The organism is Romboutsia sp. 1001713B170131_170501_G6 (assembly GCF_015668195.1).
Taxonomy (GTDB): Bacteria; Bacillota; Clostridia; order Peptostreptococcales; family Peptostreptococcaceae; genus Romboutsia_C.
Genome location: NZ_JADPFC010000001.1, coordinates 779,032 through 805,674 on the forward strand (window position 1 = coordinate 779,032; position 26,643 = coordinate 805,674).

The following is a 26,643-nucleotide window of genomic DNA, read 5'->3' on the forward strand; positions in this document are numbered from 1 at the left end:
ATTTAAGTCTAACTTAATTAGCTATATTTTTTTGTATATAATTTAGAGAATCATCTAAACTATTAAATGTTTTTTTAGGTATTATAAGTCTTTCTATGTTATTGCCAACAGTATAAAAATCAAATATTTTATCTATTCTTATTTCTATAAAATCATCAATATAACTTATATATATACATTTAGTATATTTAAAATATGTTTTAATAATTACAGCTTTAGTATTAGTAGTTTTTATTAATGTATAGTCATATAAATTTAAGTTTTTTTCTAGATAATTTATATAGTCATCCATATAATTCCTCCTAAGAATATATTATAATTAGATTATTGACAAAAGATAAAAAAATAATCTATAAAACATTAAATTATATACTTAAACAAATTAAAAATAGTTATTATTAACTTATGTTTTAATAATAAAAAGTTTGATTTGTCCATTTTGACGATGGCTTTGTAAAACTTGTAAAATAAATAACAATTGTGTATGATAAACTTATTATAATAAATTTATGGAGGCAAATATGAAATTAGTAGATTTAAACAATTACATATTAAATGATTCTGATAAAAATATTTTCAAAAGGATGACTAAAGATAGTGAAGCAAATTTAAATAACTATGTTTGTAGTGTTATATGTGATTTAGTAAATTTTATACCAATGGATGAAGAATTAAAAAAAGAAACAAAAGAAAATATAAAAAATTGTGATGAAAGAGAAGTAGGCGAGATAGCTACTTACACAAGTCTAATACCTTATGTTCAATTAGAACTTAAAGACAATAAAGATGTGGCTATAATTGCTAATAGCTTAGTTGAAAAGCTTATAAGTTATATAGTTGGATACTTAAGCAAAGAAGAGTTTGATAAAAGCTTAGAAAATATCCAAGGTATGTTAAATATTTCTTATATGTTTTATGATGGGCTAGTTAAGTACTTTACTTTTAATAAGGAGTATATAGTAAATACCATAGAAAAAAATATAAAATAATAAAAATGCTAGATAGAGTAATATACCTTATCTAGCATTTTTATTATTTTATAACAATAAAGGTTAGCTATTGTTTACATATTGATTAAAGTAATTATATAAATCTATTTCCTTTTTAAATAGAGGCAAATTCATATTCTTATGAACTTTTACAAGCCAAGGAATATTTAATCCTACTTTTTCAATAGTTTCAGCTTCTTTAAAAACTTCCATACAATTACCTTCAATAACAATACTACCTTTATTTAAAACATATATATAATCACAAATCTCATATATTAAATCCATATCATGACTTGAAATAACTACTTTAATTCCCTTATCGCATAAATTTTTTAAAATATTTACTATAGCTTTTGTGCTTTTAGGGTCAAGTCCTGCTGTTGGTTCATCTAAAAGAACCACTTTATTTTCCATAGCTATAACAGAAGCTATAGCTACTCTTTTTTTCTGACCATAACTTAAAAAGTGTACTGGTTTATCTATTAGATCTAAAGCATTGACTAATTTTAATGCATTTTTTACTTTTTCCTTTATTCTATCTTCGGGTACACCTATATTTCTTAGTGAAAAAGCAACATCATCATATACTCTTGAATAAAATATTTGCTTATCTGGATCTTGAAATACTATACCTACTTCTTTTCTTAAATTGTACAAATCTTTCTTTTTATAAGAAAGCTCTTTATTATTATAAAATATATTTCCTTCAGAAGGCTTTAATATACCTACTAGATTCATAAACAAAGTAGACTTACCAGAACCATTAGCTCCAATTATCCCGATCATATTTCCTTTTGAAAAATCTAGACTTATATTGTTTATTGCTTTATTTTCTTTTTCATATTTGTATGTTAAATTATTTACCTTAAACATGATATTCTCCTATATATGAAATTTCCCATCATACAACTTCATATCTAAGGTTATACTCATATCTTCATATTTTCTCATCATTCTAAAGAATAAGATTTTTATAAGTAGAGCAGTTGAGTTATAAGAATTTTTTAGATTTATATAACCAAATCTTAATTCTTGAGATTTATAAATATCCTTTATTTCTTCTAAAAATATGAATATGAATCTATATGTCAAAACCATAAGTTCTACTAATGTATCTGGGATATGTAATTTTTTTAATATAATTATTAATTGATTAAATGGTGTAGTAAGTATTAAAAAATAAATAGATATAACTGAACTTATAGCCCTTAGTAATATATATAGAGAGCTTTCAATTGAAAATAAAGTTATTCCTATATATAAGTTAAAAACTTTGATATTAAATATAAAGCTTTGATTTTCTAAGGATATATTAATCATATTAAGTATAGTTCCTATAATTAAAAAATATATAGGTATCTTTAAACATTTTATATATAGTTTAATATTAACTTTTGCTAGAAAAATGATTAAAATACTTACTATCAACATTATCAACAAATGGAGTATTACATTGTTTGTAATTACAGAAAGAGTTAAAGCTATAAAGCTAATAATTAATTTAACCATAGGATTAGTATTTCTTAAAGCATTTGTATATGCACACTTGTCAATTTCAAGCATTTATTTTTTTTCACCTTTTTTTCTTCCTAGATAGTAGCCTATAAATCCAGCTCCTATAGCTGCTTGTGTAGAGAATAGTAAGCTCTCTATTTCTCCACTAGGTGGCTCGTATAAGCTACTAAACCAAGGTTTATAATCCGGATTTATCTCTGTTATTAGGCCCTCTGCCTCTCCATCAGCACCACCATATTCAGCTGATGAATTTAATAATAAAGGAGTTATTATAAGTATTATGGTTAAAGCTAATAATATTAAATTTTTATTTCTAAGTTTGTTTTTAGTTTTAGAATTTGTACTCATTAATTTCAACTCCTTCTTCATTTTGTGTTATTAAGTTATATACTAAAGTAGTTAATAATCCTTCTGCTATAGCTATTGGTATTTGAGTCGTGAAAAATACTCCTAAAAACTTAACTAAAGACATCATAACTCCTCCACTAGGGTCAGGGAAGGCTAGTGCCAATTGAGTTGCTGTTATTGTATATGTAGCCAAATCGCCTAAGGCTGCTGCTAAAAATACACTCATACCAATACTTACATTTCTTTTTCTGCAAAATTTAAATATTAAATAGGATACTATTGGTCCAACTATTGCCATTGAAAATGCATTAGCACCTAAAGTAGTTAATCCTCCATGTGCAAGTAATAATGCTTGGAATAATAAAGCTATTGTTCCTATTACTGCCATAACAGCTGGTCCAAATAATATTGCACCAAGTCCTACTCCTGTAGGATGTGAACAACTACCTGTTAAAGACGGTATTTTTAGTGCTGATAACACAAATACAAAAGCCCCTGCTAAGGCTAATAAAACCTTCTTTTTAGGATCTTGTTTTACTATGGTATTAATAGATTTTAACCCATATATGAAAAATGGAATAAATACTATTGTCCAAAGTATAGACCATTTTGCGGGTAAATAACCCTCCATAATATGCATAGCACTAGCACTTACTGGGTTTAAAATGATAAGTAGCACACCTGCTACTAACGATAGTGGTAAAAAATTCATCTTTATACCTCACTTTCAAAGTTTATTAAATTTTTATGTGACAAATTAAGATAAGTATATAATGGGTAAAGACGAAATTTGATTTGTTTTAACTTGGTGTTTAAAATTCATATTATTCATAATTTAAAATTAGATCAATTGATTAGATATATAGTTAAGACACTTAAAATTAAGTGATTTAAAACTACATATTTAAAATTAAATAGAGTTCATTACGAATTAAAAAATCCTAATCATTGGATTAGGATTAAAATAACTTTTTAATTAATACCTATGTTTATTAAAAATAAGGTATTATTTTTTATTATTTTCCTTCACCCCGAAGAATATAATTTGAGTATTATAGGCAGGTCTCCTGGCTTAGCTTCATCTTACTACTTTCCCTTCCCGTAAAAAATTACAGTGGTTTTTGAAAGTTTCATCAGCTTTACAGTAGCGGGGGCTGCAGAGGAATTTAACCTCTTTCCCTATTAATTTTATAAAAAAACCTAAAATACAAATTTTTAATTTATCACATGTTTATATAATACTACAACTTTTATTATATTCCTCTATTTTTTTCAAAAAAAATTAAAAATTTTAATTAAACCTTAAAACATCTAGATTAAAAAATAATATTTATTCAAAATTTATTGACTAAGTATAAACTAACTGTATAATATGTATATATACAGTATATACATATTATACAGAAAGGAGATAAAATGAACATAATAATTTCAAATACTTCTGACCTACCTATATATATGCAAATAGTAAATCATATAAAGAAAAACATATTAAATGGTACTTTAGAAGAAGGAAAAGCTCTACCATCCATAAGAGCATTAGCTAAAGATTTAGGGATAAGTTTTATAACTACTAAAAGAGCTTATGAAGAATTAGAAAAACTAGGGCTTATAAACACCGTACCAGGTAAAGGATGTTATGTATCTTCTTTTAATAAAGAACTAGTGTATGAAGCTAAAATAAGAGAAATAGAAGAAAAATTAGAAGAATCTATAAATCTATCTAAAATGATGGGTTTATCAAAAAGTGAATTAATAGAAATATTAGAGAGTCTATACGAGGGGGAGTAATATGTTAAGACTAGAAAAGGTGAGTAAAGACTTTGGTAAATTTAAGCTAGAAGATATATCTTTTGAATTAAAAAAGGGATATATTATGGGGCTTATGGGTCACAATGGTAGTGGAAAAACTACTATTATAAAACTAATAATGAATTTACTAAATGTGGATAGTGGAAATATATATTATATGGGAGAAGATATAAGAAAAAACTTAAAAAAATTTAAAGAAGAAGTAGGATTTGTATATGATGAATTATATTTTTATGAACATCTTAAGGTTAAAGATTTTAAAAATATAGTTAAAAGTTTCTATAAAAACTTTGATAATAATAAATTTAATAATTACTTAGAGAAATTTAATATAGATAAAAACACTAAAATAAGAAACTTATCAAAAGGGCAAAGTATAAAGCTAATGCTAGCAAATGCGCTAAGTCATAATGCTAAGTTATTAGTGCTTGATGAGCCAAGTAGTGGGCTTGATCCAATATTTAGAAAAGAAATGATAAATATAATTCAAGAAGAATTAGAAAGTGGAGATAAATGTGCTATATTTTCAACACATATATTAACTGATTTAGAACAATGTGCAGATTATATAACACTTATAAAAAATGGGAAATTAGTATTAAGCGAAAGTAGTGAATATATAAAAGAAAATTACAAGGTAATAAAGGGAAGTAAAAAAGAATTAGATGATAGTAATATAGATTTTATAAAAAGAGAAGATAATAATTATTATAGTCAAGGCCTATTTATAGAAAATGGATATGATATGACAAACAATATAAGTATAGCAACGATAGAAGATATTATATATTTTATGGGGAGAGATTAAAATGATTAACATTATAAAAAAAGATTTAAGGGCATGTTTTATGACAGATGCTAAAACTATTATAAAGTTAGTAGCAGGACTTTTTATATTTTCATCTATATTAATGGGATTATCTAGTGTAGCTATACCATTGTTTTTAAGCTATATATTTATATTCAGAAGTTTTTACTTAGATGAAGCTAATAATTGTGAGTACTTTTTTAATAGTATGCCAATAGATAAAGGAGATATAGTGTATAGTAAGTATATAGTATCTACATTAATTATAGTATTATCTATATTATTTACTTATTTTTATTCAAAAATATTAAAACATATATTTTATATAGATTTAATGTACACTCAAACAATGTTAAGTATTTTAAATATATTACTTATACTAGTATCTGTATCATTTCCTATAATGTTTAAATATGGATACAAAAAATCTTATATACCTATAAATTTAGTAATGGGTATTATACTTGTATCTAGCTTATATATAACACTAAAGCCAAGAGCTGATATACATATAGAGGGACAAGAAAATTTAATTATAAGTGATCCTAAGTTACTTATTATAAGTGGCGTTTGTGTAGTTATTTATATAGTATCTATGTATATATCTACTAAAATATACAATAAAAAAGAAGTAGCACTTTAAGGGGGACAATATGAATAAAAAGTTTATAAAGGCAAGTACTATAGTATTAATACCTATAATACTTTTAATAGGATTTAGTGTATTTTATGTTAAGGATATAAATGATTACTCTTATGATGATGATTTTGAAGAAAGACTAAAAATAGAATTTAAAAATTATAAAGAAGATAAATATAGCCATATATTAACTATAAAGATAACTAATAACACAAAAGATATAGCTAGTCTGTATGATATGGAGCTTTCATTTGATCATACAGAAGAATTTATGGAAAAATTTAATGGAGTAACTCCAAGTGATGTAAGAATTGTAGGTCGTGAAGAAGATTGGTTTGAAGAAGATCATAAGATGGGTATAGAAGCAGGTGAAAGTGAAGATATAGTATTTAAGATACCAAAGGGACTTAGTTTAGATGAAAAGGTATTTAATATAAAAAATCCTATAATAAACTACAATGTAAGTTTTTATAAATTTAGAACTTCACAAAATTCACTTATGATAGGAAGCGGAAGTGAAGGTGGAAGTAAAACTTTATTCTTAGAGGAGTATTAAAAAAAGAGTAGGTTATACTAATAAAAAGTATTTAAAAGGATGGTGTTTTATGAATAACTTTTCTATGATGCTTATTGGTATTATACCTATGATTATATGTTTGGTGTTATGGATAATGCTTATATATGCATTATTTTTAGGAATAAAAGCTTTAAAAATATACATAAATAAAAATATTTAATAGCTACCTTTATTAGGTAGCTATTTTTTACATATATAAGCTTAATTAATTTATTTAATATAATTTTAAATAGTTTCTTTTTGAATATCTAATTTTTTAGTTTTTAATAAGCATATAACACCTACTACTATAAAGAAGAATCCCCCAATAATACCAGTAGGAACGGGGCCTATAAACATATTAGGAGAAGGTACATTTAAAAATATAACACTAGCTGATGCAAAACCATTTAAACTACCATGAGCAAATATAGCTGGGATACAGCTTTTGGTTTTTATAGCTATATAATTAAATATAGAACCAGTTGCTATACAAAATAAAATCATAGCAAATATTCCTAAAAATGGAGCACCTATATATCCTGTACCGTAATTGTGTCCCATAGCTATCATAGGAGCATGCCATATACCCCAAATAATACTACATATTAAACTAGATTTAAAATAACTATTATTTTCTGCTAATTTAGGTAGTAAATATCCTCTCCAACCTAACTCTTCACCAAGACAAGGAATAAAGTTTAATATAGGTGATAATAAAATACCGACAAATAATTGGATAATCATAGTAGATTTAAGCTCTGAGTCACTTGGAACTACTTGACCTAGTGATTGTAACTGAAGCTTAAGATTTGATAAACCAGTATTCATACTTAAATCAAGATGAGATGGAAATATTATAAAGTATAAAACTGCACCTAGTATAATTAAAATTACAGGTGAGAAATATCCTATAAGGTAGTATTTTATATTTTTCTTAAAGTTTGGTTTTATCCAAATTTCTTTGAAACTAGATTTTGTGATTAGAGTTGTAATTAATACAGACAAAGAAGGCATCATCATACAAAGTATTAAACCAATATATGCAAAAGATCCAATTAAGCCTCCTGTTTTAAATATTATAAATGTTATTGACCAAGTAAGTAGAAATGTTATTAACAAGAATATATTTACTTTTTTCATTTAAAAAACCCCTTTATAATTATTATTTTATAAATTTTACTAGGTGATAATAGCATATAAATTTTATTGTAGGTTAGATTAAGTTATGCTAATTTTATAAATTATTTTAGTGAACTGTTAATTATGATAAGGCTTTAAGGATATATTATATCCTTAAAGCTATTTACTATAATGAAAGCAGTGCAATGAATATCATTATAAATGGAAATATAAAAAGTATTTTACCTTTTAAATGACCAATATTTATAGTCCATCCAGCACCAAATCTTTTGTAGACAAATAATGATGGGTCATTAGGATTATTGTAAAAAGTACCCCATATCCATAAATCATCTTCATCATCAATAGAATATACAGCGTCCTTAGATTTAACTGGTGATTTATAGTATATATAAGTTAGGTATATAGATGATAGTATAATTAATATAGTACAAACTATCATTATAGCCTGATTTATATCACCAGATTGAGCTATAGCTATTATCATATTTATAAATAAAATTTGAGTAAGGGCATTTAATATTAAAAATGCTATACCACTTTGATTTAAAAACCTAAGGTTTGCTTTTTTACTATTTTCAAAATCTTTGCTAGACAGCTTTGCACGAGATTTTAAAGAATAAACAGCAGAGATATATATTATAACTGATAAACCAACTTGCATACTTATCATTCCAAATACACTCATAAATGATTTTTTAGTAAAACCATCGGCCTTTCCATTAAATCCCCAGTGGATAGGAATTGTATCAGGAATAGAGTTGTATTTAGTTAAAGTATAAATACCAACAATAAAAACTATAATTAGAGGTATAGTGTATAATATAGAGTATCTTTTTATGATTCTATCTTTTTCATTTAAAAAATCAGTATCTAATATAATATTAGTTCTTTCTAATTCTATATCATTAACAGTTGAGGCTAACTTTCTTTTTAAAGCCTTTACTTTGTTATAGACATCTATATATATGACAAATTCATATATAGCAAATCCTAGTATTGGAACTATAGAAGATCCCACATAGTTTTTAAGAACATATATCATAAATAAGCAAAGTATAACAGATACTATAAATCCAAGAGTCAATAAACTTTTAAACCTCTTATCTAATCTCTTAAATTCATCTTTAGTAAAATAATCACTATTTAGACTAACTCCATAAAATTGTCTTTTACCACTTAAAGCTTGTGTAAAATAAGTAAGTACATATACTAACGCTAAAATAGGTAAATTAATAATTAAAGCCAAAGTATTATTCATAGTCTTTCACCTCATATTTATCAAATAATTTGATACTATACTCTAAAAATTCCTCACGAGAGATACCTAAAAGATAACTTTGAGCTACTAATAAATCTAAATTTGATTTTATATTATTGTAATTAGCATCATTTTTCTGTAGAGGAAGGGAATTTACAACAGCTCCTTTTCTTCTATCTATATTTATGTAACCCTCATCCTTTAGTAAATTATATGCTTTATTTACTGTGTGTAGATTAACTCCAATTTCACTAGCCATATTTCTGACAGATGGAAGTGATTCATTTATTTTTAAATCACCACTAGCAATTGATTTTATTATTTGTTCCCTTATTTGGGTATATATAGGAACCTCGCTATTAAAATCTAAATCTAAAAGCATATTGCACCTCCTAATCTATAAATTCTATCTGTTATATATATTATATAACAGATATGTAAAATGTTACAACTAAAATAAATTTATTTAATACAATTTATTAAAAAAGTTTAAGAGATTTTAAAAATATTAGACGTAGTATATAGTATATAGGGGAGGATATATATGGAAAAAAGAATGATTAAGAAAATAAAAAGAAAAGACCCAAAAGGTCTAGATTATATAATTTATACTTATAGTAGTAAGGTTTATTTTTTAGTAAATAAAATAATAGGACTTTATGGTAAAGAAGAAGTAGAAGAGTGCGTAAGTGATGTATTTTATAAGGTGTGGGAAAGTATAAATGAATTTGATGAAAAAAGAGGAGATTTTAGTAAATTTATATATATGAAAACTAAATATTTAGCACTAGACTATAAAAGAAGATTAGAAAAAAGTAAGCTACATAATAATTTAGAAAAAGATATACCAAATGATATAAGTGCAGAACATATAGTACTTGATAAAGAAAGCAGTGAGGAAATAATAAAAGTTATAAATGGTTTTAAAGAACCTGATAAAACCTACTTTTATCTTAAATATTTTATGTATTATAAGAATGATGATATAGCAAAAAAATATAAAACTACAAAGGCATCAGTAGAAAATAGATTATATAGATGTAGATTACAAATAAAAGAAATATTAGAGAGGAGGTATTAATATGAAAGATAAGTATACACAAAAATTAATTGAAGGTATTGAGAATATAGATAAATTAGACTTTAAATTTGATGATTTCAATGAAGCTATAAAATTAGATAAAAAAGATATAGAAAATATAAAGAAAAAAACCTATGATAAAATAGGAAAATCCAATCTTAAAAAATACAAAAATAAAAAAATAAGAACTTTAATAGCATCTATATCATTAATATTAATAATAGGAACTCCTACAATAAGAGCATTAGTAGACCATTTATATAAATACGATATTTCTAGTGGAAAAATAATAAAAAGTGAAGAAGCTGTATATATCCTAAAAGAACCTATAACTAAAAAAGTAGGTGATGGAAATATAACAATAGATAGCTTTTATATAGATGCACAAGAAAAAAATATAATAATAAATGAAACTGCAAAAAATATAAAAGGATTTGAATATATTAAAAGTGGATTAATGGTAAACAACAAAGATATAATGAAGGACACTTATACAAAATTAGATGAAAATACTTGGACAAAGCATACAGGAACATATCTTAATAATAAGTACGATAAAAATGATAAGGTTAAATACATCATAAAATTAAAAGATAAAAATGATAATATAACTAAAGTTGAATTTGATATAGACTTAGTAGAAGCAAAATCAGTTGAAGAATATAATAAAAATATAGCAAAAGACACTAAAAATGATATAACACTAAGTGCTTTAACTACTAAAGAAAATGATAATTTATATGTAGATTTTATGGCGATACCTAAAAATGAAAATATGCATTTTGAAGTATACAACTATGGGAATGATGTAAACAAAAACATAGGTAGCGGTATATATTTAATAGATGATAATGGGAAAAAGATAGAAGGGGAATATGTACTAGAAGGGATTAGTAACAATAAATTTAAATTTAACACTAAAGAATTACAAAGGCCTTATAGGATAGAGGTAAGTAATATCGATATAAATATTAATAGAGAGGAACAAAAGCTTAAAAGCACAAATGTAAAATTACCAAAACTAAAAGTTAATGAAAAGTTAGAAATTAATAAAACTATAGACATCAAAGATAAAAGTAATGAGTTAACATCTAAAAATAGCAAAGTAATAATAGAGAGTGTGGAAAGGAAAATAATAAATAAAGAAGATATTTATAATATAAAGGTTGCTTATCCAGATAACAAAGATAATAATGTGAAGATGAACTATATAAGTATAGGTCCTATATCGAGTATATTAGGTGGATTTAAATTTAATTTTGTTAGCTCATCACAAGATGCCATAAAGGATGGAATGTATGGAAATATTAATATATATATGATTAACAAAGATATAAATAAACCTAGAGGTATAGAATTTAATATATCACCATCTAATTATACAGTAAATGGACCTTGGGTAATAAAGTTAAATGATTAGAAAAATAACTCTATAAATTTTAAAAAGACGGGGTGTATACTCTGTCTTTTTAGATTAAATAAGTATAATTACAAAAATATTCAGAAAATATTTCTTGGGAAATTCACATAATTATTTAAATATAAATTTATATAGTATTTATTACCTTCATAAGTCAAATATGATAGAATGATTTTATCAACTTCATTGTCCACTTGATAAATTGCATCTATAGATTTATCAAACTCAGTATAAGAAAGAGTATAGAAGTGAGTCTACAAAATATGAACATTAAACTATCTTATAAAAAATAACGTGGAATTTTTGTATATATTATATAGATAATTAATAATCTAAATAAAGTAAAATATAATGAGTGAAGTATCCTATCAAGGAATAATAAAAAAGCGTAAAATAGTAAAAATAATGTTAACATAATATTTGAACTTGTAAACTATAGATATTTAAATAAAGTATCTATTAGAATAAGTACAGAATAAAGTTGTAAAATATTAATAGAGCTAGATGAATCTGTAGTAAGTATAATAATAGAGAAATGTAGTAATTACCTAGTAGGATTAAAGAATGATATATAATAAAAAAAGGTATCTACAATATTCGCCTTTATTATTAAAAGCCAAAAAAAGTATTATCATAGTACTATGATAATACTTTTTAAACTATATCAATTTTTTCCTTATCTCCTTAGGAGTACAATTGAATTTTTTTCTAAAAAGCTTGTAAAATAATTTATTATTAGTAAATCCATGAGATTCTAAGATACTACATAAGGTATTATTTGTATTAATTAAATCTCTGTAAATATAAGAAATACGCACATCATTTAGATATTCTAAATAGGTTTGTCCCATATATTGCTTAAACTTTCTACAAAAGTACTCAGGCTGTAAGTGTGCAATTTTAGCTATTTCATTAATAGAAATAGAATTTTTATAATTAAGTTTTGTATATTCTAAAACAGGCTCAAATTTTGATAACTCAAGAGGACTGTTTATCGTATTCTTATCACCTATAGGTATTCTGAAATTTGTATAAATTTGAAATAAAAATTCAAATAATAGACCTGTGAAACGTAAATTTCCTGCTTGAGGTGATGTAATTTTTATTTCTTTCATATCTTTTAAAATAGTTTTAATTTTAGCCAAATTTGTTTCATAATTATAGTCATTAATATTAACTTTAAAGTCAAAATAACTATCTTTGCAATCGGGAATATATTTATTTAAAAAAGATAATGGTATTTGTAATAATATAGCAGTGTTTTCATAAATGCATCTAGTTGAATGAATAATGCCTGAATTAATGATTATACAGTCATTAGCTTTTAAATTATAAGTAGACCCTTCCATGTTAACTTGCAAATCTCCAGAAATTAGATAGATTATTTCTAAAGAATTATGCCAATGATTTGAAATATAACTCCCACTATCTTCAAATAATTTAAAATTTACATCTAGATTTTCGATTGGTTCAATAATTTCATGCAAAAAATCTCTTTTATCCATAATAAACCTCCCCTGTAATTCAATATTATAATTATATGATTTATAAAATTCAATATTTAAAAAAGATAATATCGACTAATAAATTGGATAATAAATATACTTAGAAATATATATATAGTTGTATATAATGGGGTTAAATAAGAAAACACTGAAAAAATCATTATAATAATAGTTCAAAATATACCTATAATTATGATGAAGAGGGGAGATAGTTATTATGTACATAAAAGGTGTAAACTTAGGCAATTGGTTAGTACTAGAAAAGTGGATGAGTCCTAGTTTATTTGAAGGAACAACAGCAGAAGATGAATACTATTTACCAAGACAGCTTTCAAAAGAAGTCTATGAAGCTAGAATTAAAGTTCATCGTAGTGAATATATCACAGAAAGAGATTTTGCAACGATTAAATCTATAGGATTAAATTCAGTTCGCATACCAATCCCATATTTTATTTTTGGGGATTGTGAACCATTTATAGGATGTGTTGAAGAATTAGATAAGGCATTTTCTTGGGCCGGGAAATATGGGTTAAGTATATTAATAGATCTTCATACAGTTCCAGGAAGCCAAAATGGATTTGACAATGGTGGTATATCAGGTGTATGTAAATGGTCTAAACAACCAGAAAGTATAGAATTTACCCTAAGTGTATTAGAAAGATTAGCAAAACGTTATGGAAAAAGAAGTGAGCTGTGGGGAATTCAAATTTTAAATGAGCCAATTACGGAAAGAATGTGGAACATAATGGACGTTCCTAATAGGTACAAAGCTGTAGATGAAGAAATGTCAAAAGGCAGTGGTCCTAATTCATTAGAATTTCTACGCGAATTTTATATAAAAGCATATAGAGTAATGCGTCCTCATATGCGTGAGGAAAACGTTATAGTGTTCCATGATGGTTTTGAATTAAAAGCATGGAAAGATTTTATGAGAGAAGAAGAATTTAAAAATGTCGTTTTAGATACACACCAGTACTTAATGCTTGCAGAAGCTGAGGGGTGTGAGCAAAGTGTTGATGGTTATATAAAATATATTCAAGAAAATTATGCAAAAGATATTGCTGAGATGCAAAAATATTTCCCTATTATATGTGGAGAATGGAGTCTATTTAACTCTTACGGATGTGGTATAGATACTGCTGGAGGTCAATCTCCACTAAATGGAATAGAGTCAAATGTAGATAAGTTATCAAAAAGTGAAAAGAAAGAATTATATAGAGAAATAGCCAAAGCTCAACTTGATGCATGGAGAAATGGTATTGGTCATTATTATTGGAACTACAAATTATTACTAGATACAGTTAATGAAGGTGGTTGGATAGGTTGGGATAGTTGGGACTTAGGTAAATGTGTAGCACAAGAATGGTACCCAGTAGAATACTAAAATAGAATTGGAGGAGAAGAAATGATTAAAAATCCTATACTTCCAGGTTTTAACCCGGATCCTTGTATTTGCAGAAAAGGAGATGATTATTATCTTGCAGTTTCATCTTTTGAGTGGTTCCCAGGAATACCCATTTATCATTCAAAAGATTTAAAAAACTGGGAGCTATATACTCATGTTTTAACGGACGACACAATGGTTGATTTAAAAAAGCTTCCTTCAGCAAAAGGAATTTGGGCTCCTTGCTTGACTTATTGTGAGGATGAAGATTTATTTTATGTGATTTATGGTGTTATGAACTCTATGAATGCTAGATATTTTGATGTTGATAACTATTTAATTACAGCAAAAGATATAAAGGGAACATGGAGTGAACCAATATATATTCACTCTTCTGGATTCGATGCATCTATTTTTCATGATGATGATGGAAGGAAGTGGATCTCATCTTTAGAGTGGGAAACTAGAGAAGGTTATGAAAAACCAGGTGCAATATGTCTAGTAGAATACTGCCCAAAGAAAAAAGAAATAATAGGATATCCTAAGAGAATATGGTCAGGTGGAACTGATAGAGGATGCATTGAAGCACCACATATAACAAAGCGTGGTGAATATTATTATATAATGTGTGCAGAAGGTGGAACAGGATATGGACATGGAGTAACAATGGGAAGATCTAAAAATGTATGGGGAACTTACGAAAAAGATCCAATGAATCCTATAGTTACATCTATCCCAGGCGATTTTTATGAAAGACATGATCCTGATCACTTAAAACCAAAATATTATAACCCTGAATCAATACTTCAAAAATCAGGTCATGGTAGTTATGTAGAAACACCAGCAGGAGAGGTGTATTTAGTACATCTTACATCAAGACCATTTGCACCAGAACTTAGATGTACTCTTGGAAGAGAAACAGCTATCCAAAAAATGAAATGGACAGAAGATAATTGGCTTCGTATGGAAGATGGAACAAATTTAGCTAAAGAACATGTAGTTGAAAGTAAGCTTGAAGAGTATTTAGTTCCATCCATACCTGATTTTGATGATTTTAATTCAGATGAACTTGGGTTACAATATTATGCTCCTAGAATTTCGCCATTATCATTTGCAGATGTTAAATCTAGGCCAGGGTATGTAAGAATTAGAGGACAAGAATCGAGAACATCCTTAAATAAAGTAAGTATATTAGCAAGAAAATTAACTTCAGTATACGCTAGAATTACTACTAAAATGGAATTTTATCCTGAAGTACATCAACATAGTGCAGGTTTAATTATGTACTATGATAATATGAATTATATTAACTTAAGAAAATATTATAGCGAAACTTTAGGACAAAGTGCATTATCAATAATACATCTTGAAAATGGAGAAAAAACAGAGTTTTTAAATACAAGAATCCCTATAGAAGATACACCAATATATCTTCGTTTAAATATACAAGGACGTAAATCATATTTTGAATGGAGTTATGATGGAGAAAATTATGAAAAAATAGGTAAAATATTTGATACTACTAAGTTTTCAGATGAGTACTGCAAGTATGGAGAATTTACAGGTACATTTGTAGGAATTACATGTGCAGACCGCGTAAAACATAAGCATTATGCGGATTTTGATTTCTTTGAATACATAGCAGATGAATCAAAAAATGTAGATTAAGTTATCATGATAATAATTCCTGAGTATTAAAAAGTACTCAGGAATTAAAACGACAAATAGGAAAACTATTCTTAAAAAGGGGAGACTATATTATGGAATTTGAAGCTAGCATTAAAAAAAATAATATTCAATCTTCAAGAATATCGATAGGAGAAAGATTTGCTTACGGATGTGGAGATTTAGGATGTAATATTATATATTCAGCAATGTCAGCATTTTTATTATTTTATTACACTGATTATGCAGGGGTTAGTGCAGCAGCAGTTGGGAGCATAATGTTTATTTCCAGACTTTTAGATGGATTTAGCGATTTAGCAATGGGAGTTATAGTAGATAGAACTAAATCTAAATACGGGAAAGCAAGACCTTGGATTTTACGTATGGCAGTTCCTTTTGCTATAGCAGCAGTATTATTATTTTCAGTTCCAGCGAACCTTGGAGATACAGCTAAATTAGTTTATGTTTTTATTACTTATAATTTAGTTTCCACTATTATTTATACTGCGATAAACGTACCTTATGCAACATTAAACTCATTAATAACTCAAGACCAATATGAAAGAGGAGTACTGAGTATATTTAGAATGATACTTGCTACTTGTGGTAGTTTAATAATAAATGGACTTACATTACCTTTGGTCGAATATTTTGGTAACAATGCATCAGCATGGACTAAAACATTTATAGTATTTGGGGTAGCATCAATAATAGTGTTTCTAATAACATTTGTAGGAACTAAAGAAAGGGTAGTATCATCTAAAAAAGAAAAAAATGAAATAGTACCATTTAAAGTAGGCATTAAGGCATTGTTTAAAAATAAATACTGGATACAAATAACACTATGTTTAGTTTGTATTTTTATAGTATTTTCAATAAATGGAGGTTCTTCTGTATATTATGCAAAGTTTATTTTAGGTGATGAAAAACTATTTGCCCCTATAAATATGACCTCTAATATATCTCAAATTATAGCTATGTTTATTATGGCTCCTTTTATAAAGAAATTTGGCAAAAGGAATGTGCTAATATCAGGGTCTGTAATACTAATATTATCAAACATAATGTTTATGGTAGGTGGACAAAGCTATTTTAGTATAATATTTGCAAGTATTATAAAGGGAATCGGTAATGCAGGAGTTGGGGCAACAATGTTTGCTATAGTTTCAGATACTATTGAATATGGAGAGTGGAAAACAGGATATAGAACGGAAGGTCTTATAAACAGTGCATCTAGCTTTGGGTTTAAGGTTGGTAATGGTCTAGGATCAGCAATATTAGGTGCAATATTATCTATAGGAGGATACATAGGTAGTGCAGCTGTTCAAAGTGATTCAGCTTTAATGGCAATAAAAGTATGTTTTATATATTTACCTATAATTATTACAGTGTTACAAATTATAATAATGAGTTTCTATAAACTAGATAAGGAATATGATAATATACTTGAGGAGTTAAATAGTAATAGTTAAATAAATTTATTTTAATGGAGCTATGGCAAAAACAATAAATGTTGTTGTTCATAGCTCTTTGATGTATTATAAACAAGATTTAAATTTAATTACATATTTTCTTTAATACGTATATCAACTGAAACATAATTATATTCCTCTTTTGGAAAATCGCCAGTAGTTAGATAATTAAATAAAATATCAATAGGTTTTTCACCTTGAATACCTGGTTGTTGGCAGATTATTGATTTAATGATTCCTTTTTTAAGCATATTTTTTGTTGTTGGAACATCATCAAATGCAATACTTGTAATATCAGTATGTTTGTTTAATGCTATGATAGATCGACATCCACCATAAACTCCTCCTGCAACAAAAAATAAGGCATTTATATTAGGATGTTTTTTTAGCAATTTTGAAGTTAGCTCATAACTTTCAACATCATCATCATTATTATAAATTGTATCTACTATTTTTATATGTGGGTAATCATTATATACACAATCTTTAAAACCTGCAATACGTTGACTATGACAAAGTACATTTTCAAGACCACTGATAATACCAACATACACATCATCTTTAGCCATTAAGTTCATTAAACCTGCCGCTGTTTTGCCAGAAAGATAATAATTACTTCCTACATATGCGATACGTTTAGAATTTTCAATATCTGTGTTTAGTGTAACAACTGGGATTCCCATATCAGATAATTCATTAATTTTAGAAGATATTTTTTCATCGTTATAAGGTGTAAGGGCGATACCGTTTATACCTTCACTTACGAAAGAATCAATAGCATCAAGTTGATCTTGAACTTTTGTTGGTATACGTTTTATTTGAATAGTACAATTATAGCCTTCTAATTCCTCTTGTTTTCTTTTTATACCACTTACAACATCATCAAAAAATGGATTTGTAGTACCGAATAAAATAACTCCAATTTTTAAATTTTTCTTTTGAGCGCTTAAAATAATTGCAGCTTTATTTGGTTTGTATCCAAGTCTTGTTGCAATTTCTCTAACTTTATTTGCAGTATTAGCATTAACAGAGCCTCGATTATTTAATACACGATCAACTGTTCCGCGAGATACACCAGCAATCTCAGCAATTTCTTTTATAGTTGCCATAAATATTATCTCCCTTAATTAAAATATATTAAAAAAATAGCATATTCTAGCATAAAAGTCAATGTGTACGTGCACGTATTAAGATAAGTATATAAATTTAAGAATAATAAAATATTGATTAAATAGTTGAAATTAGAAAAAAATAGTAATAAAATAAAAATGTGCTCGTGCACAATATCTAAACAAATAAATAAAACCTAGGGGGTAGGAATGTTATATATTGGTGTAGATCTAGGAACTTCAGCAGTAAAGCTTTTATTAATGGATGAAGAAGGAAAAATAAAAAATATAGTATCGAAGGAGTATACATTATCTTTCCCGCAAAATGGGTGGTCAGAACAAAATCCAAAGGATTGGTATGAACAAACTATATTAGGAATAAAAGAATTAATAAAATATTTTGATAAAAGTCAAATTGCAGGTATTAGCTTTGGAGGACAAATGCACGGACTTGTAGTACTAGATGAAAATGATGAAGTTATTCGTCCTGCAATACTTTGGAATGATAGCAGAACAACTAAGGAAACTAACTACTTAAATAATGTAATAGGAAAAGATAAGCTCTCACAACATACTGCAAATATTGCATTTACAGGTTTTACTGCACCTAAAATATTATGGATGAAAGAAAATGAACCAGAAAACTTTAAGAAGATAAGTAAAATAATGTTACCAAAAGACTATATTGCTTATAAGCTTTCTAATGTATTTTGCACAGATGCTTCAGATGCATCGGGTATGCTTTTATATGATGTTAAAAATAGATGTTGGTCTAAAGAAATGATAAATATCTGTGGAATAAATGAAAATCAACTGGCGAATGTTTTCGAAAGTTATGAAGTTGTAGGAACTCTTACAAAAGATATAGCAAAAGAACTTGATTTAGATGAAAATGTTAAAGTGATTGCTGGTGCAGGAGATAATGCAGCGGCAGCAATAGGTACTGCAACTGTAGGAGAAGGAAGATGTAACATATCACTTGGAACTTCAGGAACCGTATTTATTGCAAGTGAAAAGTTTGGTGTAGATGAAAATAATGCATTACATTCATTTGCACATAGTGATGGAAACTATCATCTAATGGGATGTATGCTTAGTGCAGCATCATGTAACAAATGGTGGATAGAAGAAATACTTAAAACAAATGATTACAATAAAGAATTGAATAATATTGAAAACCTAGGAGATAATAAAGTATTTTTCTTACCGTATTTAATGGGAGAGAGATCACCACATAATGATCCAAGTGCACGTGGGTGTTTCATAGGGCTGAGCATGGACACTACGAGAGAAGAAATGTCTCAAGCTGTTCTTGAAGGCGTTGCATTTGCATTAAGAGATAGTTTTGAAGTTGCTAAATCTCTTGGGATAAAAATAGAAAGTACTAAAATTTGTGGTGGAGGAGCAAAGAGCCCAATTTGGGTAAAAATGATTGCTAATATACTAAATATCAAAGTAGAAAGAATTGAAAGTGAAGAAGGTCCTGCATTAGGTGGAGCAATACTCGCAGCAGTTGGATGCAAAGAGTTTACTAGCGTAGAAGAAGCAGCAAATAAAATTGTTAAAGTTATAGAAACAATAGATCCAGATCCAGTACTTGTAGAGAAGTATGAAATAGCATACAGAAAGTTTGCAAAGATATATCCTACAGTAAAAAATTTATATCCAGAATTAATGTAAAAGGGGTGTAACATGAGGATTTTAAATGTAAATGATAGTGCCTTTAGAAAATATGGTAAGATACTTAAAAATCACAGCTACAACGAAATTCTAGAGATTATGAAAAACGTAGAGTGTCCTAAAGAAGTTATATATAATCCATCTGTAAAAGAGTTAGAAAATACATCTGAAATGAAAGTATTATCTAATGAAATTTATGGAGGAATGCCTATACAAATAGGTTACTGTAATGGACATAATAATAAATTAAATGCTGTAGAGTACCATAGGGATAGCGAGGTTAATATAGCAGCTACTGACTTAATATTATTATTAGGTTATCAGCCAGATATAACTGGTGACTTCACTTATGATAGCTCAAAAATAGAAGCATTCTTAGTTCCTAGTGGCACAGCTATAGAGGTTTATGCAACTACACTTCACTATGCACCATGTGGGGTAGATGGAAATGGATTTAAATGTGTAGTAGTTTTACCAAAAGGAACAAATACAGATATTGATTTTTCTATACCTAAAGATGGAGAAAATATGTTGTTAATGTCTAGAAACAAATGGTTAATAGCTCATGAAGATGCAAAAATAGAAAATGCATTAAATGGAATTAAAGGAATTAACATAACACTATAAAAAATATTAAATAAAGGGGAAGATTAAAAATGAATAATATGCCATCAATAAAAATAGGAATTGTAGCAGTAAGTCGTGACTGTTTTCCAATGTCACTTTCAGAAAATCGTCGTAAATCAGTTGTAAAAGAGTACAATAAAAAATACGGAGAAATTTATGAATGTCCAACTTGTGTGGAAAATGAAATACATATGAGAAAAGCTTTAAGTGAAGTTAAAAAAGCAGGGTGTGATGCTTTAGTTGTATACCTAGGAAACTTTGGTCCTGAAACAGCAGAAACATTATTAGCTAAAGAATTTGGTGGACCAGTTATGTTTATAGCTGCAGCTGAAGAAAGTGGAGATAAACTTTTAGACGATAGAGGAGATGCATATTGCGGAATGCTTAATGCAAGCTACAATTTAAAGCTACGCAACATAAAAGCTTATATACCAGAATACCCAGTTGGAAATGCAAGTGAATGTGCAGATATGATACATGAATTTGAGCCAATAGCAAAATCAATTTATGGACTAAATAACTTAAAAATAATATCATTTGGACCTCGTCCACAAGACTTCTTAGCATGTAATGCTCCAATAAAGCAACTGTACAATTTAGGAGTAGAAATACAAGAAAACTCAGAGTTAGACTTATTTGAAGCGTTCAAAAATCATGAAAATGATGATCGTATACCAGCTATAGTAAAAGAAATGGAAGAAGAGTTAGGAAAAGGAAACAAAAAGCCAGAAATATTATCTAAATTAGCTCAATATGAACTAACATTATTAGATTGGATAGAATCAAATAAAGGCTCTCGTAAGTTTGTTGCAATAGCAGGTAAATGTTGGCCAGCATTTCAAACTCAATTTGGGTTTGTACCATGTTATGTAAATAGCCGTTTAACAGCTAAGGGGATACCTGTTTCTTGTGAAGTTGATATATATGGAGCTTTAAGTGAGTTTATAGGAACTGTAGTAAGCAATGACACTGTTACTTTACTTGATATAAATAATACAGTACCTAAAGACATGTTTGAAGAAGAAATAAAAGACAATTATTCATATACACTAACAGATACATTTATGGGATTCCACTGTGGAAACACTGCAGCTAGTAAATTAGCATTCTGTGAAATGAAATATCAAAAAATAATGGCACGTGCATTACCAGAAGAGGTAACTCAAGGAACATTAGAGGGGGATATAATTCCAGGAGATATAACTTTCTTCCGTTTACAAAGTACATCAGATGCTAAATTATGTGCATATATTGCTCAAGGTGAAGTTTTACCAGTAGCAACTAGATCATTTGGAGCAATAGGAGTATTTGCAATACCAGAAATGAGACGTTTTTATCGTCATGTATTAATTGAAAAGAATTATCCGCATCATGGAGCAGTCGCATTTGGACATTTTGGAAACACTTTATATGAAGTATTTAAATACTTAGGTGTTTCTGTTGAAGAAATAGATTACAATCAACCAAAATCTGTACGTTATAAAACTGAGAACCCATTTTTTTAGTAATTAAAAGATATATAATAAAAAATTAATAAATTTATAAAATATGAGGAATTATCTTTAAAGACAACAAATTAATTGTCTTTAGATAATCCCTTTAAAATTTTTATAAATAGAAACAAAAAGCTAAAAAAGACCTATAAAGTAGTATAGAAAATACCTAACATATCATTAAAAAATAATATAAACTATACTTAAAGTTGAATCAAAATTAATATTAGTTGGGGGAGGCATATTAAATTGAAATTTAGCAATGGAATGTGGTTAGACAAAGAGAATTATAAGATTTTATATCCTGCTGAGCTTTATGATATGGATATAGAAGAAGCTAAACTAACAGCATATTGTCCTTTTGTAAAAGTAAATACAAGAGGAAACACTTTAGATGGGGGAATGTTAACTACAGAGATATCTTCTCCTATGGAAAATATAATTAAAGTCAGAATTACTCATCATGCAGGAGTAAATGATAAGTCTTACTTTAAATTAAATGAAAACACGCCAGATATTAAAATAAAAGAAAATTATGATAACTATGAATTTATATCAGGTAGCTTAAAAGCACAAATAGGAAAAGGTGAAAATTGGGGAATCAAATTCTATAATAATGATAAGTTATTAACTGAAACAAGTAAAAAAGGTACAGCTCATATTACAACAGATAAAAAAGAAGTTTATATGAGAGAGCAATTAGCACTAGGAGTAGGAGAATTAGTATATGGCTTGGGAGAACGTTTTACTCCTTTTGTGAAAAATGGTCAAGTAGTAGATATTTGGAATCAAGATGGTGGAACTGCAAGTGAACAGTCATATAAAAATATACCTTTTTACTTAACAAATAAAGGATATGGAGTTTTTGTTAATCATTCTGAAAATGTATCTTTTGAAGTAGGCTCAGAGTTAGTTAGTAAAGTTCAATTTAGTGTAGAAGGTGAAGTCCTTGAGTACTATATAATAGGTGGAAATGACCTAAAAGAAGTTATAAATAACTATACAAATTTAACTGGAAAACCTACACTTCCACCAGCGTGGTCATTTGGTCTTTGGTTAACGACTTCTTTCTGCACAAATTACGATGAAGAAACAGTAATGACATTTATAGATGGAATGTTAGAAAGAGATATACCACTTGAAACTTTCCACTTTGATTGTTTCTGGATGAAAGAATTTGAATGGTGTAATTTTGAATGGGATAATAGAGTGTTTCCAGACCCAGAAGGAATGTTAAAAAGAATTCATAATAAGGGTATAAAAGTTTGTGTTTGGATAAACCCATATATAGGTCAAAAATCACCTCTATATAAAGAAGGTACTGAAAAAGGATATTTTGTCAAAACTGGAAATAATAAAATATGGCAATGGGATAGATGGCAAGCAGGTATGGCTTTAGTCGATTTTACTAATCCAGAGGCTTGTAAGTGGTATAAGTCACACCTTGAAAGATTAATTGACATGGGAGTAGATAGTTTTAAAACCGACTTTGGTGAAAGAATACCTGTTCAAGATGAATTCTATGGAATAGATGCACTAAAATATGGTATAAAATACTACGATGGATCAGACCCTAAGAAAATGCATAATTATTATACTCAATTATACAACAAGGTAGTATTTGAACTTTTAGTAGAAAAACTAGGAAATGAACAAGCGTGTGTATTTGCTAGATCAGCAACAGTTGGAGGACAAAATTTCCCAGTACATTGGGGAGGAGATTGTTTATCTAATTACTCTTCTATGGCAGAATCATTAAGAGGTGGATTATCTTTAAGTCTTTGTGGATTTGGATATTGGAGTCATGACATAGGTGGATTTGAAGAAGGGTGCACAGCTGATATTTACAAAAGATGGACTCAATTTGGACTTTTATCGTCTCATAGTAGATATCATGGAAACATTGAGTACAAAGTACCATGGGTATATGATGAGGAAGCTGTTGAAGTAACTCGTAAATTTACTAAATTAAAAATGAAGCTTATGCCTTATTTATTTAAGTATGCTGTTGAAGCAAAAAATACTGGTATACCTATGATGAGACCTATGATACTTGAGTATTGCGATGATGAAACTTGTATAAACCTAGACCGTCAATATATGCTTGGTAAAGACTTATTAGTAGCTCCTATATTTAGTAATACTGGAGATGTAAGTTATTATTTACCAGAAGGAAGATGGACAAATTTATTAAATAATAAAGTATCTGAAGGTGGAAGATGGTACAAGGAAAATCATGATTATATGTCACTACCACTAATGGTCAAAGATAATACTATAATTCCTATAGGATATAATGATAAAAAGCCAGATTATGATTATTTAAAGGATATAGAACTTAACATATTTGAATTAGATGAAAATAATAAAATAGAAACTATATTATATAACTCACTTGGAAAAGAAGCAGGAAAAGTATCTGCAATAAAAGTTAAAAATAAGATAACTGTTAAGACAGAAGGAATAAGTGGATACTATAAAATAGTACTTAGAAACCTTAATGCAATATCTGAAAATGCTAATTGTAAGTATAATTTAGAAATAGGAACAGTGGCACAAGCTAAAGATAGTGAAGTTATATTTACAGTAATATAAATGTAGAACTAACTAAAGTCAATGAAGTTATATTAAAATTATAAAAGTATTGACAGGGATAACTTTAAAAGTATTTAGAATTAGGTAATTTTATTATAAAATGAGTTGGTATAAATTTATACCAACTCTAAATTAGGGGGACTAATTATATGGGAAATACTATGAACCAAACTATAGATAGTGATACTCAAGTAAATGACAAACTTTCAGGGTTGGAGAAGGTTGGTTATGCTACAGGAGATTTAGCATGTAACTTAATATTTAGTACAGTTGGAGCATTTTTAATGTATTTTTATACAGATGTATATGGATTAGCTCCAATGGCGGTATCTATGATTTTCTTAGTCGCAAGAATTTGGGATGGTATAAATGACCCTATAATGGGTGTTATAGTAGATAGAACAAAATCAAAGCACGGTAAATTTAGACCTTATCTTTTATACGGTGCGCTACCGTTTACATTATTAGCTATTTTATGTTTTACAGTACCTGATTTTTCTCCTACTGGTAAACTTGTATATGCATATGTTACATATATAGGATTAGGTATGGTATATACCTTAGTAAATGTACCTTATGGAGCATTAACATCAGCAATGACACAAGATTCTACAGAGCGTGCTAACCTTTCTGTAGTAAGAATGTTCTTTGCATCAGTAGGAACTCTTATAGTAACTTATGGTGTACCTAAGTTAAGTATAATGTTAGGTGGCGGAAACTTAGCTAAGGGTTATCAACAAACAATGACAATATATGGCATAGCAGGTGGATTATTACTATTATTCTGTTTCTTCACCACTAAAGAAAGATATAGTGTAGTAAATGAAAAGGGTGAAAAAGCTGGGTTTAAAGATATAATAGTTTTACTTAAAAATAACAAGCCATTAGTTATATTATCACTAATATTTATATTAATGTTTGGTATTATGTCTATAATGGATGCTGTTGGCATATATTTCTTTCAATATGTATTAGGTAGAGAAGACTTAATTCCAACATATATGGTATTAGGAAAAGGTGCTGTATTAGTTGGATATGCTGTTACTCCACTTTTATTAAAGAAATTTGATAAGAGAGAAATAATATTTTGGTTTACTGTAGTTACTTTATCTCTTCCAGTAGGCATGATGTTCTTAGGAAAAGAACATATAACTTTACTTATGATCCTTAGAGTAATTCATGGTATAGCTTATTCTAGTACTGGAATAATGTGGAGTTTAGTTCCAGATACTATTGAATATGGGGAATTAAAAACAGGAAAGAGAAGAGAAGGTATAACTTATTCTATAATAGGGTTTTTCTTTAAGTTTGGAATGGCTTTAGGTGGATTAGTTCCAGGTGTAGTACTATCTATGACAGGATATGTTGCAAATGTTGCTCAAACTCCACAAGCTTTAGCTGGTATTCGTGCTGTAAATGGTATTATACCGGTAGTACTTACAGTAGGTATGTTAGTACTTATAAAGATGTATCCGTTAACTGAAGCAAAATGTAGAGAGATAGTAAGTGAATTAAGAAGTAGATAATACATATAAAA

The 26,643-nt window shown here is 27.6% G+C and carries 26 protein-coding genes and 1 riboswitch; of the genes, 16 read left to right on the plus strand and 10 right to left on the minus strand.

Going from position 1 to position 26,643, the window contains the following annotated elements:
* Positions 1-13: 13 nt before the first annotated feature.
* Complete coding sequence (locus I4U89_RS03870; RefSeq protein WP_195938506.1) at positions 14-292, minus strand: hypothetical protein; 279 nt, start codon at positions 290-292, stop codon at positions 14-16.
* Between the two features lie 229 nt (positions 293-521).
* Here I4U89_RS03870 and I4U89_RS03875 point away from each other — a divergent pair, with 229 nt between their 5' ends.
* Positions 522-989: a hypothetical protein gene (locus tag I4U89_RS03875; protein ID WP_195938508.1), complete on the plus strand. Its 468-nt coding sequence runs from the start codon at positions 522-524 to the stop codon at positions 987-989.
* A gap of 63 nt (positions 990-1,052) precedes the next feature.
* Here I4U89_RS03875 and I4U89_RS03880 read toward each other — a convergent pair whose 3' ends face one another.
* From I4U89_RS03880 to I4U89_RS03895, 4 genes are read right to left on the minus strand one after another with little or no spacing between them, the layout of a single operon-like run.
* Positions 1,053-1,865: an energy-coupling factor ABC transporter ATP-binding protein gene (locus I4U89_RS03880; protein ID WP_195938510.1), complete on the minus strand. Its 813-nt coding sequence runs from the start codon at positions 1,863-1,865 to the stop codon at positions 1,053-1,055.
* A 9-nt stretch (positions 1,866-1,874) separates the two neighbouring features.
* Complete coding sequence (gene cbiQ, locus I4U89_RS03885; RefSeq protein ID WP_195938512.1) at positions 1,875-2,555, minus strand: cobalt ECF transporter T component CbiQ; 681 nt, start codon at positions 2,553-2,555, stop codon at positions 1,875-1,877.
* The gene (locus I4U89_RS03890; RefSeq protein ID WP_092926066.1) at positions 2,556-2,855 is read right to left on the minus strand and encodes an energy-coupling factor ABC transporter substrate-binding protein; all 300 of its coding nucleotides are present in this window, start codon (positions 2,853-2,855) and stop codon (positions 2,556-2,558) included.
* Positions 2,839-3,567 carry an energy-coupling factor ABC transporter permease gene (locus I4U89_RS03895; protein ID WP_195938514.1) on the minus strand — a complete coding sequence of 243 codons (729 nt, stop codon included), beginning with the start codon at positions 3,565-3,567 and terminating at the stop codon, positions 2,839-2,841. Before I4U89_RS03895 ends, I4U89_RS03890 begins: the two co-directional genes overlap by 17 nt.
* Before the next feature lie 328 nt (positions 3,568-3,895).
* Positions 3,896-4,074, minus strand: a riboswitch (cobalamin riboswitch).
* 197 nt (positions 4,075-4,271) lie between these two features.
* On the opposite strand from I4U89_RS03895, the gene I4U89_RS03900 reads away from it, so the two are divergent.
* The 5 genes from I4U89_RS03900 to I4U89_RS15795 are packed head-to-tail and all read left to right on the plus strand — an operon-like array spanning position 4,272 to position 6,852.
* Positions 4,272-4,646: a GntR family transcriptional regulator gene (locus I4U89_RS03900; protein ID WP_195938516.1), complete on the plus strand. Its 375-nt coding sequence runs from the start codon at positions 4,272-4,274 to the stop codon at positions 4,644-4,646.
* Between the two features lies 1 nt (position 4,647).
* Entirely contained in the window at positions 4,648-5,475 is an 828-nt protein-coding gene (locus tag I4U89_RS03905) for an ABC transporter ATP-binding protein (RefSeq protein ID WP_195938518.1), read from the plus strand.
* A gap of 1 nt (position 5,476) precedes the next feature.
* The gene (locus I4U89_RS03910) at positions 5,477-6,118 is read left to right on the plus strand and encodes an ABC-2 transporter permease (RefSeq protein ID WP_195938520.1); all 642 of its coding nucleotides are present in this window, start codon (positions 5,477-5,479) and stop codon (positions 6,116-6,118) included.
* A gap of 10 nt (positions 6,119-6,128) precedes the next feature.
* Positions 6,129-6,671 carry a hypothetical protein gene (locus I4U89_RS03915; protein ID WP_195938522.1) on the plus strand — a complete coding sequence of 181 codons (543 nt, stop codon included), beginning with the start codon at positions 6,129-6,131 and terminating at the stop codon, positions 6,669-6,671.
* Between the two features lie 49 nt (positions 6,672-6,720).
* Positions 6,721-6,852, plus strand: coding sequence for a hypothetical protein (locus I4U89_RS15795; RefSeq protein WP_271932849.1), 132 nt, complete (start codon positions 6,721-6,723; stop codon positions 6,850-6,852).
* 65 nt (positions 6,853-6,917) lie between these two features.
* On the opposite strand, the gene I4U89_RS03920 is transcribed toward I4U89_RS15795, so the two are convergent.
* The 3 genes from I4U89_RS03920 to I4U89_RS03930 all read right to left on the minus strand — a co-directional run bounded on the left by I4U89_RS03920 (position 6,918) and on the right by I4U89_RS03930 (position 9,457).
* Positions 6,918-7,814 carry a CPBP family intramembrane glutamic endopeptidase gene (locus I4U89_RS03920; protein ID WP_195938524.1) on the minus strand — a complete coding sequence of 299 codons (897 nt, stop codon included), beginning with the start codon at positions 7,812-7,814 and terminating at the stop codon, positions 6,918-6,920.
* A gap of 166 nt (positions 7,815-7,980) precedes the next feature.
* On the minus strand, positions 7,981-9,075 hold the full coding sequence (locus tag I4U89_RS03925) for a DUF1648 domain-containing protein (RefSeq protein ID WP_195938526.1): 1,095 nt from the start codon (positions 9,073-9,075) through the stop codon (positions 7,981-7,983).
* On the minus strand, positions 9,068-9,457 hold the full coding sequence (locus I4U89_RS03930; RefSeq protein WP_195938528.1) for a GntR family transcriptional regulator: 390 nt from the start codon (positions 9,455-9,457) through the stop codon (positions 9,068-9,070). The genes I4U89_RS03925 and I4U89_RS03930 overlap by 8 nt, the downstream gene beginning before the upstream one ends.
* Positions 9,458-9,619: 162 nt before the next feature.
* Here I4U89_RS03930 and I4U89_RS03935 point away from each other — a divergent pair, with 162 nt between their 5' ends.
* Positions 9,620-10,156 carry a sigma-70 family RNA polymerase sigma factor gene (locus tag I4U89_RS03935; RefSeq protein ID WP_195938530.1) on the plus strand — a complete coding sequence of 179 codons (537 nt, stop codon included), beginning with the start codon at positions 9,620-9,622 and terminating at the stop codon, positions 10,154-10,156.
* A 1-nt stretch (position 10,157) separates the two neighbouring features.
* Complete coding sequence (locus tag I4U89_RS03940) at positions 10,158-11,576, plus strand: hypothetical protein (protein ID WP_195938532.1); 1,419 nt, start codon at positions 10,158-10,160, stop codon at positions 11,574-11,576.
* A 659-nt stretch (positions 11,577-12,235) separates the two neighbouring features.
* Here the strand turns inward: I4U89_RS03940 and I4U89_RS03945 are convergent.
* The gene (locus tag I4U89_RS03945; protein ID WP_195938534.1) at positions 12,236-13,081 is read right to left on the minus strand and encodes an AraC family transcriptional regulator; all 846 of its coding nucleotides are present in this window, start codon (positions 13,079-13,081) and stop codon (positions 12,236-12,238) included.
* A 217-nt stretch (positions 13,082-13,298) separates the two neighbouring features.
* Here I4U89_RS03945 and I4U89_RS03950 point away from each other — a divergent pair, with 217 nt between their 5' ends.
* The 3 genes from I4U89_RS03950 (at position 13,299) to I4U89_RS03960 (ending at position 17,602) form a co-directional block, all read left to right on the plus strand.
* A complete protein-coding gene (locus I4U89_RS03950; RefSeq protein ID WP_195938537.1) occupies positions 13,299-14,465 on the plus strand; it encodes a glycoside hydrolase family 5 protein in 1,167 nt (388 codons plus the stop codon).
* 21 nt (positions 14,466-14,486) lie between these two features.
* Positions 14,487-16,133, plus strand: coding sequence for a glycoside hydrolase family 43 protein (locus tag I4U89_RS03955; RefSeq protein WP_195938539.1), 1,647 nt, complete (start codon positions 14,487-14,489; stop codon positions 16,131-16,133).
* Positions 16,134-16,225: 92 nt separating this feature from the next.
* Positions 16,226-17,602: an MFS transporter gene (locus I4U89_RS03960; protein ID WP_195938541.1), complete on the plus strand. Its 1,377-nt coding sequence runs from the start codon at positions 16,226-16,228 to the stop codon at positions 17,600-17,602.
* Between the two features lie 89 nt (positions 17,603-17,691).
* On the opposite strand, the gene I4U89_RS03965 is transcribed toward I4U89_RS03960, so the two are convergent.
* Positions 17,692-18,711: a LacI family DNA-binding transcriptional regulator gene (locus I4U89_RS03965; protein ID WP_195938543.1), complete on the minus strand. Its 1,020-nt coding sequence runs from the start codon at positions 18,709-18,711 to the stop codon at positions 17,692-17,694.
* Positions 18,712-18,921: 210 nt separating this feature from the next.
* On the opposite strand from I4U89_RS03965, the gene xylB reads away from it, so the two are divergent.
* From xylB to I4U89_RS03990, 5 genes are all read left to right on the plus strand, one after another.
* Positions 18,922-20,391 (plus strand): xylulokinase, encoded by a 1,470-nt coding sequence (gene xylB / locus I4U89_RS03970; RefSeq protein WP_195938545.1) that lies wholly within the window; start codon positions 18,922-18,924, stop codon positions 20,389-20,391.
* A gap of 12 nt (positions 20,392-20,403) precedes the next feature.
* Positions 20,404-21,018, plus strand: coding sequence for a DUF4867 family protein (locus I4U89_RS03975; protein WP_195938547.1), 615 nt, complete (start codon positions 20,404-20,406; stop codon positions 21,016-21,018).
* A 29-nt stretch (positions 21,019-21,047) separates the two neighbouring features.
* Positions 21,048-22,523 (plus strand): L-fucose/L-arabinose isomerase family protein, encoded by a 1,476-nt coding sequence (locus tag I4U89_RS03980; RefSeq protein WP_195938549.1) that lies wholly within the window; start codon positions 21,048-21,050, stop codon positions 22,521-22,523.
* 237 nt (positions 22,524-22,760) lie between these two features.
* Positions 22,761-25,106 (plus strand): alpha-xylosidase, encoded by a 2,346-nt coding sequence (gene yicI, locus I4U89_RS03985; RefSeq protein WP_195938551.1) that lies wholly within the window; start codon positions 22,761-22,763, stop codon positions 25,104-25,106.
* A gap of 149 nt (positions 25,107-25,255) precedes the next feature.
* A complete protein-coding gene (locus I4U89_RS03990) occupies positions 25,256-26,632 on the plus strand; it encodes an MFS transporter (RefSeq protein WP_207744113.1) in 1,377 nt (458 codons plus the stop codon).
* Positions 26,633-26,643: the final 11 nt, after the last annotated feature.